Genomic DNA, 12,023 nt, shown 5'->3' with positions numbered 1-12,023 from the left:
GGATGTAGATACGGGTGAGGCTAAGGTAGAACCTTATACGGTAACCAATGACTATGGTACGTTTGAGGTTGAAGAGGATGGCAGTTGGAAGTTCACCATCAACAATGACAGTGCGGTAGTTCAAGCACTTCCTGCGGGAGAGAAAGTGCCGCTGGAATTTGAGGTTACGTCGTTTGATGGAACAGACACTGGCACAATCAGTGTGGTTGTTAAAGGTACGAATGACAGTGCTACGGTTGGTGATGACAGTGGTCTTGTTAAGGAAGATAAGGGCGGTAAACGCGTAGCGAGTGGTCAGCTTGATATTCAAGACGTGGATACAGGTGAAGCCGAGGTTAAACCTTACACAGAGAAAAATGATTACGGTACGTTTGCTGTTGATAAAGAAGGCAACTGGACGTTCACCATAGACAATAGCAGTGACACAGTCCAAGCCCTTCCTAAAGGTGAAGAAATACCGCTTGAATTCAATGTGAAGTCATTTGATGGCACCGACAGTGGAACAGTTAGCATCACAGTCAAAGGCACCAACGATAGTGCGACAATTGGTGATGACAGTGGTCTTGTTAAGGAAGATAAGGGCGGTAAACGCGTAGCGAGTGGTCAGCTTGATATTCAAGACGTGGATACAGGTGAAGCCGAGGTTAAACCTTACACAGAGAAAAATGATTACGGTACGTTTGCTGTTGATAAAGAAGGCAACTGGACGTTCACCATAGACAATAGCAGTGACACAGTCCAAGCCCTTCCTAAAGGTGAGAAAATCCCACTGGAATTTGAGGTAACGTCGTTTGATGGTACAGGCACTGGCACAGTCTACGTTGTTGTTGAAGGCACAAACGATGGCCCCGTTGCGATTAACGATCGTTATGACACTCCTAATGAAACGTTATTATTCGCAGAATCATTTGAAGATATGACCTCAACGAGTGGCTGGACGGTTGTTTACGGTGACAATGTAGGTGAATGGAATGCAACTCATGGCTTAGAAGTTCAACATGATGGCCTTATCGCTAAAGCTACTGACGGTAATTACCTAGCAGAGCTTGATGCTCACAAAAACACGTCTATCTCGACGAATATTGATACGTCAGGCCAAGATAGCATACGTGTAGAGTTTGATTATAACCCTCGCCACAATGGGGGCAATAGCTCTTCGGATATGACTTTCAGCGTTGGCGGAGTGGTTATCACTGTTCATGCTGATGGTACTCTTTCCGGCGGTGAGAATCACAATGTTCAAATCAGTGGTGACGACGTAAATGGTTGGTATCAAATTACTGGTGAATTTGACGTTACAGGTGACAGTACTGAAATTAGCTTCGCGGGTAGTGGAGCTTCAGACTCTCTGGGTGCGTTGCTAGACAATATTTCTGTTACTGGTATTAAACAACCAGATTTAACTACTGAAGAAGATGAGCCAATTACTATTTCTTTTGCTGACTTGCTCGGCAATGATAGTGATATTGATGGCGATACTTTAAAAATTACAGACGTATCTACCGCTGTAAACGGTAGTTTTGTAGTTGATTATGACAGTAAAACAATTACCTTTACTCCAACTAAAGACTTTAACGGTGAAGCAACGTTTGAGTATTCAATATCAGATGATAATGGCGGTTCTGATACTGCGACGGTCACACTCAACGTAACTCCGGTTAACGATCCACCAAAGGCTGGTGATGACCATTACCTAAATGATTTAGGCGATAACCTTATTCTGAACGGTAGTTTTGAAGAGTTTACTGCAGCGGCTGGAACCCCTGGTTGGGGATCAAAAGCACAAGCGCTTGATGACTGGACATTTACCACCGAAAGTGGAAATGGAAATGTAGAACTAGTTGATTCTGAGACTGGTCATGCCAACATTGTTGGTACTGACATCAAGCATGCTCTTGATATGGAAGGTACTGGAAAATCAGGTGATAACGTAACCATTTCACAGAGTGTAAATGGTATTACACATGGTGCTGTCTATGTACTCTCTTTAGATGTGGCGAAATATGTTGCGATCCCAACTGCCGAATTGCAGGTAATGTGGAACGGTAAACTGATTGACACCATTACTCCTGCAGACAACAACATGACGACTTACACTTTTCATGTTGTTGGTGAAGCTGGTGACAATACAATTTCATTCCAAGAGATAGGAACTTCAGGTGATAACAGTGGTACTTATCTAGACAATATCAGTCTTCAACAAGTGAATTCAGGTTTAACAATTCTAGAAGACTCAAGTGAGCCTTTAGTTATTTCAGCCGAGCAGCTATTGGGTAACGATACCGACGTTGATGGTGATAAGTTAACCATCACCAATGTTGATCAGCTTGACTCCGACCAAGGTCGAATCGAACTTGTCAAAGATGGTAACGTTGTTACTGAAATCAAGTTCTATCCGGCCAAAGACTTAAATGGTGAAGTATCTTTCGACTACGAAATTAGTGACGGCAACGGCGGTACCGACGATGCCACAGTTACATTGCTAGTAGTACCTGTAAATGATGCTCCAGAGTTCATCAATGAAAACGTTGACGGCGGCGGTTATGAATTTAGCTATGCTGAGGGAATGACGGCGGAGGGTAATGAAAATACTCCTATCGGCAAAGTAGAAGTAACAGATATTGATAACACGGCCGACGAGATTAGTTTCTTTATTAAGAGTGGTAATGAAAATGGTTGGTTTGAAATCAATAGTCAAGGTGAGATTCGCCTGACTGAAACTGGTTTAGAAGCAGCGGCTAACGATTTCGAAGATGCTGGCCCAATCAACGAGCATAACCTAGTTGTTACTGTTAATGATGGTACTGTTGAGGTAGATACCAACGTTAGGCTTGAAGAAAGAAATGTTAATGATAACCAAACAGAATTTTCTAAAGACTCTGAATCTTCTATCTCATATCTAGAAGGTGCTCAAGCAGGCGCTACTCTTGGTAACGTAACAGCAACAGACCTTGATGGTGATGACATTATTTATAGCATCGCCAAAGAAGACAACATATACGCATTAGACGATACAAACAAAGACAAGCCTTATTTCTTTGTCGACCAAAACGGTAACATTAGCCTTACTGTTGACGGTGCTGCAGCTTATGCCAATGACTTTGAGCAAGCTAGTAACTCTCACTCGATTAAAGTAACAGCAACTGGTACAAGCGGTGAGGGTGAAGACACAGTTAGCACTATTGACGTAACGTTAAGTGAATTAAACGTAAATGATGAAGACACTAATTTTGCGTCAGACTCTATTTCGTTCAACTATGAAGAAAACCAAGTCGCTGGTGCTACGATAGGTACTGTCGAAGCCTCTGATAAAGATGGCTCCAATATCACTTATTCTATTAAGCAAGGCGACAATGTCTATATTGACGATAAGCCACTTTATGCAGTGGATGAGAAAACTGGAGAAGTTAGCCTGACTGAGGAAGGCGCTGCAGCTTATACAAATGATTACGAAGAAACGGGTAACTCTCATAAGATTAAAGTGACAGCGACAGGTACAGATGGTGAAGGCGATGACACTATTGGTACCATCGAGGTAACTCTCAATGAAACAGATGATGATAGTGATAATCCACCAGAATCTGAAAGCTTCACTTATTCTGTAAATTCAGCGGCTAAAACCCAAATAGTCTTCGACACGGCGAAAACACCAATCGATGGTGACAATAAAGCGTCTAACGACCATATATCAGATGAAGAAGATGACGCAGATAATAATGCTAATCTACAAATCGTAATTACTGAATTACCAGATCATGGAACGCTTTACTATAAAGATCCAGCGGATGGTGAGTTTAAGTTAGTAGAAGAAGATCACCTCTACGGTAATAGTAGTCAAAAACAATTTGATGCTGATTCCATTCACTATGAACCATACGCTGATTCTGATGGCTTTATTCTTGGTGTTAAAGATGCTCAATTGAATGAAGAAAATGCTAATAGTTCAGACTTCCTAAATTGGGGTGATGCTACGAGTAAGGGCGATGAACGAGTCTTGACGTTAGAAAATGGTGATAAGGTAACGATAACTTCATCAAATGGCCCGTTAGTACAGTATTTAGGTGATCCGAATGCAAGTCATGTTGGTTACGGAATTGGTGCTAAGAACGATGGTGGTATTCAAAGTAATGAAACGATATCGATAGATTTTAGTAGCCGACCAGCTGAGAGTGTAAAAATTGGATTAGATGGATTAGGTGGCTGGTTTGACGAAAATCTGGAAGATGGAGTCAATACTGGTAATGAATCTAGTGTTGAAGTCACCGTTCACTTCAATACTGAAGATGGAAGTGATAGCAAAATATTTACCTACCAGAAATCTGCGAATGGTGATGTCGAGCTATTCCACCCGATTACAATTCCACCTTCAGGCGATTTTGACGGTGGTACATTAACAGCGGTCGATGGACCACTTCCAGAAGGTGCACAAATCACTAGTGTTGATTTAAGTACTATTGGCAATGGTAACTGGGAACTTCGCTACTTAGAAACAGAAGCGAGTGATTCATTTGATTATCGTGCAGTTGACAGTGATGGTAACTTCAGCGATGAGTCTACGGTTACCATAGAAGAAGAAAATCTTACTCCTACAATTGACCTAAACGGTAACAGTTACACGATTAATTTTGAAAGCGAAAGTGCTTCACATTCCAATGTGTTTGGTTACTTTACACTTGATGCTGACGGTAAGCCTACATCTCCAACAATCATTATATTGGACAGTAATTCCAATTTGATAAAAGATGATTTGTTGGCAAACTTAGAATCAACGGAAGGATTACAATATTTCTTGATCAGTGATGGTGCAGGTACGTTAGGTGATAGCCCTAAATTATCCTTCTCTGCTTCGGGTGAGCTTTTAAATGATAATAAGTCAATCGATAAACCCGTATTCTTATCTAACGACGACCGAGAAAATAGTGATAGTACGAGTCAATATAAGTTTCACGTTAACGATGAAGATGGCGTTACTGAAATACGAGTCGAAGATCTATCAGTGAGCGACGGTAGTGGTATAGATTATAATGATCTCGTCGTTACATTACGCCCTGTAACAGATAATGGCACAGGCTATCAAACTACCTTCACTGAAGGCGACTCAGGTGTATCCATTGTAGATACAGACATAGATGTTTTTGATGATAAGGATATTATCTCCAAGATTACGATTGAGCCTACCAATGCGACAGAGTTTGATGGACTCGATTCTACGGCACTGCCATCAGGTTGGACGCTTACAGAAGACAGTAGCGGTATCTTTACTCTGAGTAATAATAACGGTCAGACAGACGCTGCTGATTTTGAAGCGGCATTGAAGTTGATTCAATTTACTAATGCCAGTAATGACCCAAGTGAGACTAGCAGAACGATAGAATTTACTGCTTATGATAACTTGGGCCAGCAGTCTAATACTGCAACAACGACAATTAAAATAATCGCTGTTGATGACACTCCAGATGCTGCGAGCAATGAAATAGACACTCTAGAAGATCAACCTATTGTTCTTAATTTAGCGCATTTTGGAATAACGGATAACTCGGTTGAAGTTACAGTGAAGTCTTTGCCTGTTGATGGTGTACTTGAAATAAAAGGGACTGACGGTTGGGAAGCCGTGACCGACGAGCAAGTTATTTCAGCAGATCTCATTGAAGATGGCTCTGTTCGTTTTACCCCTGATTTACATGAGTCTGGTAACGAAACTGATTTTAATGCAGATGGTGTTGGGGATCAGAAAGAAGACTACGCTTCATTTGATTTTGTTGTAAGTAAAGACGGCAACTCATCTGAAAAGCAGACTCTAACAATTGATGTTACTCCAGATGCGGATGCTCCTATTGTTGAATTAGTCCTAGGTAATATACAAAGCAAAAATGTAGTACCGAATTTTGATACGTCAGATAAAGAGGTGATCAAGGTATTGTTTAATTCAGGTGGGCTACTGAATCAGGTGAATGATGGGAATTTAGTAGAAGGGCCAAACTCAAGCGGTAACCCTCTTAACCCTGGAGATACGTCAGACGACCGTAGTGAAAATAATGATTTGTTTATTGCAAGAGCGCAGCACAATGAAATACCTGGTGGAGGAAAAGCTGAAACTCCTGTTCATTTTGTTGGCGATGTTTCAAGTGTTGATCAGGGAAGCGATATTTTCATCGGAAGCAAATATAACGATAAATTCGATGGGGGCATAGGCGGAGTTGATGATGAGAACCAGACAGACAGTGTTATATACAGCGGGGATCTATCTGATTACGAAATTCGTTGGTTCTCACCTGATGACCATGGAGAAGTCGGCTATTGGATAGTAGAAGATAAAAGGTTCATTGATACGGCACACCAAGGCCCTGCGAGCGACAAAGAAGCAGGTGATCATTTATACGAAATTGAGCAGATCATTTTTCAAGATGGAATTATTTTGCTCGATAATGTGAATGGTACATACGAAGTATTAACCGAAACGATTATCCCAATTACGAGCATTGAAATAAATTTACCTGATGCTGATGGTTCCGAACACTTATCAAATGATCATATTGAATTATCGGGTATACCCGTTGGTATCGACTTATATATCGGTGGTGCTCAAATTATTGCAGAAGACCCTGCAATAGATGGCGTCCAAACTTTCCACATACCAGTCGATTTGAATGCTGATAATGGATATGCAGCTAAGATAAGTAATGCTGAATTGAAAGTACCATCTGATTATGATGGTAGTCTTGATTTTGAAGTTACAGCCAAAGCAACATCTGTTGATGCTAATGGTTCTGAAGCAACAGGTTCTGACACTGAATTTGCTACAGTTTCTCCGGCCGAGTTAATAGTAGGCACTTCTGAGCCAAATACGCTAGATGGTAAGAGTGGCGATGATGTCATCATTGGAGATACTGGTGGGGATCAAGTAACTATCACTCCTGCAACTAACTACAACATTGCTATTCTGGCTGATACTTCTGGGAGTATGGAAGGATCGCGAATTACATTGTTAGAGAAATCATTATTGAATTTTGTAAAAGGCCTTGATACGCACGAAGGAACGATAAATCTTTCCATCATTGGGTTTGCAAACATAGCTTCAGATCCAATTGTTATATCTCAATCTGATATACAAAATGGGAAATGGGATGATATTGAAACAGCTATTAATACTCTATCTACAGGTGGTTCAACAAACTATGAAGCTGCATTTAAGAGTGCTGAAGCTTGGATCGATGGTTTAGGTAATGACTCAGAAAATATCACACTGATGGTAACTGATGGCAAACCAACGACATATATCGGAGACGACTCTAGCTCTGGCAGTTCAACGGACGAACTTGATATTGCTCGAGCGCTAGATGCCTATAATAACCTAGCGTCAGTGAGCAAAGTTCGTGCAATTGGCATCGCAACTGACGTAGATGAAACCAATACACTTCGTATGTTTGATAATTCAGACGTAGCTGATGGTGCATTTACGACAATTGGAGAAGGTACTATTGTCAGTGAAACGACTCAGAGCCTTGTCGTGACCGTGTTTAATGACGAACCTGCAGCGACTGATATCAGTGACGAGTTTACGATAGCCACAAATCAAATAGCATCTTTAGATCTAGGTTTCTCTACAGGTAGTGGAGGTGGTTTAGCATCGAGTGATAAGTTTACATGGAAAGTTGAACGATATGATGGTGAAAAGTGGAGTGCTGTGCATGGACCAATTAATTCAAGATCTGATACAGACTTAGACCTTTCAGTAGAAGGCACATATCGTATTTCAATTACTTTGGATAATGTTACTGATGATCCTAAAGATGAGGTTAGTCTTGAAGCCGAAATTGAGATTATAGAATATACACAAGTACCACTTGGGGAAGTTGATGTTGTAACCGACGGCACAATGTTAGCCGCTGCCCTCATTGGCGAACTATCAACCTCTAAACCTCAAGACCTAAGCGAAGATACTCTCAACGGAAACAAAGGTGATGACATTATCTTTGGTGACGCTCTAAACGGTGGTGCTCTAAATACACTTGCTGGAGTTGACTCTTTAGACGGTTTATATGAGCGTGGTGACACCGAAGAGACGATATATCAATTTATTACCGATAATCATGAAGTGTTAGGTGCCAGTGACACTAAAGGTGGTGACGATATACTCAATGGTGGTGCAGGCAATGACGTTATTTATGGTCAAGGCGGAAATGACACTATAATTGGTGGCGAAGGTAACGATTTCCTTACCGGTGGAGAAGGTAACGATCTATTTAAATGGGTAGATGAAACTTATACTAATCATCTTGACGTTATTACTGACTTTAAACTAGGTGAAGATCATATTGACTTGTCGGAGCTTGTAGACGGTAATACTTCTGAACAAATGGACAGCTTCTTAAGCAATATAAAGGTTGATGTAGAAGGGACCGGAGCAGAAGCTGATATTAAACTGACTCTAAAAGATGGTGACAATACCCAGGAAATTGTTCTACAAGACGTTGGTAATCAACAAAAATTTGCTGAATTTATAGATATGGGCACCCATACTCCAGCAGAAAATATGAGTTTACTAAATGATATTATCAAGTTGAATATCGATTAATAGTAATAGGGCCGACAGGCCCTTAACCTAACTCTTCAACACAACAAAAAGCCCGAAGTTCAACTAAGAACTTCGGGCTTTCTTTTACCTGCTTTTAAATGCCTTAAAGAACCTTACAAGCAAAACCTTTCAGGTAGAAACCTTCAGGGTAAGCGGTATCAATCAAGTGATCTGCTGCTTGCTCAAAACGCTCTACAAATTTCACGCTACGGCCTGCATCAAGGGCTGCATCTGCAATTACTTTTTGGAATAGATCTGCGCCCATTAAGCCAGAACAAGAATATGTCAGTAGTGTGCCGCCCGGTTTAAGGATCTGCATCGCTAGCATGTTAATGTCTTTGTAGCCATTCGCGCCAGACGTTAAGTTGTTTTTACTAGAAACAAACTTAGGTGGATCCATCACGATAACGTCAAACTTAGTGCCTTGGTCACGGTACTCACGAAGAAGTTTGAATACGTCAGCGTTTAAAAATACGGCGCGCTTTTTAGAGATATCAAACTCGTTAATCTCTGCGTTGTATTTTGCAGTATCAAGGGCAGGTTGAGACACATCAGCGTTAATAACACGCTTTGCGCCACCTTTAAGCGCGTATAAACCAAAACCACCAGTGTAAGAGAAGCAGTTAAGAACGTCTTTGTCTTTCACGTACTTCATAGACTGCTGACGGCTGTCGCGTTGATCAAGATAGAAACCTGTCTTGTGACCATTGATGATATCAACGCTGATTTTAACGCCGTTCTCTTCAATAATGACAGACTCAGGAGGAGTATCACCATGAAGAACACCAACAGTTTGTTCTAAACCTTCTTTCTTACGTACCGCGACATCTGAACGCTCATAAATATTGCACTCAGGGAAGCACTCTAATAGAGCCTCAACTAATATGCTTTTGTTATGTTCTGCTCCTGCACTAAGCAGTTGGCATACAAGATAGTTTTGAAACTTATCAATCGTAATGCCCGGTAGTGAATCAGACTCGGCTGCGATTAAGCGATAACCCGTTAAGCCATCACGTTCAATAATATCGTCGCGCAGCAATTGTGCCTGTTGAATTTTCTCAACAAAGAAGGCTTTATCGATGTCTCTTTTCTCAAAGCTCCAAACACGAGCACGAATTTGAGAAGTAGGAGAGTAAGCCGCTTTCGCTAACCATTTACCATCGTTTGCGTATACATCGACGGTTTCTCCAGATTGTGGGTCACCTTCAACACGTTGAATACCACGAGAAAAAACCCAAGGATGTTTGCGACGTAAAGACTTATCACGGCCTTTAACAAGATAAATAGCAGGAGTCATTTGCTTACTCAATAGAAAATTTTGGTGGGCTATTGTCTTGCAAGCGTTAGTAAAAAGCAACGAGATACTGATATATGAAGGGGAAGTTTATAAATGAGTGGGTAAAGGATGCTTAGCTCCTAAATTGGCAGGAAATAAGCATCACATTATTTGCCTTAAAGAACCGTGATTACATCTTCAAACGGTAAGCGAGATTTAGGTAAATTCGCGTTGAAATCTTCAACTTCATTATGGTAACCCATAGCCAAAGCAACATTACATTCGTAGCCACCAAGCTCTTTTGCAAACTCTTGGTTAATCAGCTCAGAATCAATCCCTTCTAGAGGGGTCGAGTCGATATTTAAGCGAGCAAGTACATGCAATGTATTGCCAAGTGCCAAATACACTTGAGACTTCGTCCAATCGGCGGTGTTACCCGTTTCATCGGTGTTTAGCTCAGCAAAAACAAAACCACCAAATGCGGCTTCACGGTCTTCAACTTTAGTGCGGCCGTCTTCAATCCCTTTATCTACAACCTTTGCATAGTCATCGCGGTTATAATGAGGGTTATGAGCGAATAAAATGACATGCGAAGATGATTTTACGTGAGGACGATTAAATTGAAATTTATTCGCGAAAGTATCCTCCAGTCTTTGTTTAGCTTCATCGCTTTCAATAACAATAAACTTCCAAGGTTGAGAGTTGATTGATGAAGCTGATAAGCGAATCGCTTCTAGTAGAACATCAAGGTCTTCTTTAGAAATGCGCTTAGAAGGGTCATATTGTTTTGTCGTGTAACGGCTTTCCAAGTCACGGATAATTGGGTGTGTCATCGTAGTACCATAGGATTAAAATTATCGAGAGTAGAAATGTAAGTTAAAACAATGTCTTAATCAATATTGGAGTGCTTTTTTAATGTAACAAAAGTAACTGATTAGCAAACTGATGGCAGGAAATAGGTTCTTACAGCTACGTGGAATAGCTTATGATTTATCATGAAATCAACATCGATTTACATAGTAAATTTAATACTTGCTATGACGGTTATTGACAATAAAAAGCCAAATGCGATAAGGCATTTGGCTAGTATTTAAGTAGCCGTGATAGTTACGCTGCTTTGATATGGGTAGTAATGTACGGTTGCCATGCATCTTGATACATCTGCAGTGATTGGCTTCTCATCTTGTTAATTTTGGTTAACTCGAACTGAACTAGATCACGTTGCTCAGAAGCGGCCGTGCGTTCAATACTCTGGATAACTTCATAGAGATCATGCTCAGGGCCATTTTTTACGTCTGCAATGGCTTTAAGGTGAAGCTGAACCTCTGCAACAATGTTAGTTTTTGGAAGTTTTACTAATAGGTTAAGGTCGCGATAGCCAGAAGGTGCCGGATTTTTAAAGCGATTCTTCACTTTTACGATATCTGTTTCTCTATCGAGTGCTTCATATACTTCCATCAAGCTTTCAACATCATCAGCAACAATAGTTGCTCTAGCAATGTCGGTGATGCGTTCAACTTTTCCGCCAAGCTCATGTTTGATTTTCTCTTGAGCACGGTGAGATGATTTTATACCTGCAAAGTGAGCGTTTGTTTGGGTCAGTAGCGCAGTACTGTTACAGATGTTTTCAAGTTCAAACTGAGCTTGGTGAGATTTGCTGTAAAGAGTATCAAAATCCGAATGAGGTTGAAGAGGCGTAACGTTTGTTGAAGGAATGCCGTAAAGGCCGCTGAGGTTATGTTTGAATAACTTAGCACAAACTTCATTATGACTTGGTGAATGCTTGTCATCACTGTTCGGCACAACAGGAAGTGCAGCGAATGCAGGTGTACGAGTCAGCATAAATAGCATGATTGCTGTCGTACGAAGAAATACGTTCATTCATTCTCCTTAAAGGATGGTGACTTAGTAAAAAGTGTATTTAAAAGACACTAAGAACAACCATTTTAAGCAGCTAATACATATATGGGGCCAGCGAATAAAAAACCAATACCAGTGATATATACGTTGCTTGGGTTGTGCCTTAGATCACATAGAAAATGAGTCAAACCAGCTGTCTATGTCTAAATTCCACAATATAGAGCCATTATAAACTTCGAGTATTAATGGAACATGAACACTTCAGTCAGATTCGAATATTATTCCGTTTTTTTCGTTTCGTAATAGCAGCAC

General features: G+C 40.8%; 4 protein-coding genes. 1 reads left to right on the top strand and 3 read right to left on the bottom strand.

From position 1 onward, the window contains the following. Positions 1-8,575 (top strand): VCBS domain-containing protein (locus tag L4D20_RS13615; RefSeq protein WP_428802137.1); only part of this gene is annotated, 8,575 nt, incomplete at its 5' end. A 103-nt stretch (positions 8,576-8,678) separates the two neighbouring features. Here the strand turns inward: L4D20_RS13615 and L4D20_RS13610 are convergent. From L4D20_RS13610 to L4D20_RS13600, 3 genes are all read right to left on the bottom strand, one after another. Continuing rightward, entirely contained in the window at positions 8,679-9,872 is a 1,194-nt protein-coding gene (locus L4D20_RS13610) for a class I SAM-dependent methyltransferase (protein ID WP_428802136.1), read from the bottom strand. Positions 9,873-10,027: 155 nt separating this feature from the next. Next, a complete protein-coding gene (locus tag L4D20_RS13605; protein ID WP_428802135.1) occupies positions 10,028-10,684 on the bottom strand; it encodes a nitroreductase family protein in 657 nt (218 codons plus the stop codon). 274 nt (positions 10,685-10,958) lie between these two features. Continuing rightward, complete coding sequence (locus L4D20_RS13600; protein WP_428802134.1) at positions 10,959-11,732, bottom strand: RelA/SpoT domain-containing protein; 774 nt, start codon at positions 11,730-11,732, stop codon at positions 10,959-10,961. Between the last annotated feature and the right edge of the window lie 291 nt (positions 11,733-12,023).

This window comes from Vibrio kyushuensis, from assembly GCF_050337325.1.
Taxonomy (GTDB): Bacteria; Pseudomonadota; Gammaproteobacteria; order Enterobacterales; family Vibrionaceae; genus Vibrio; species Vibrio kyushuensis.
The sequence above is the reverse complement of the archived record's forward strand: the minus strand, read 5'-3'. Positions and strand labels throughout refer to the sequence as shown.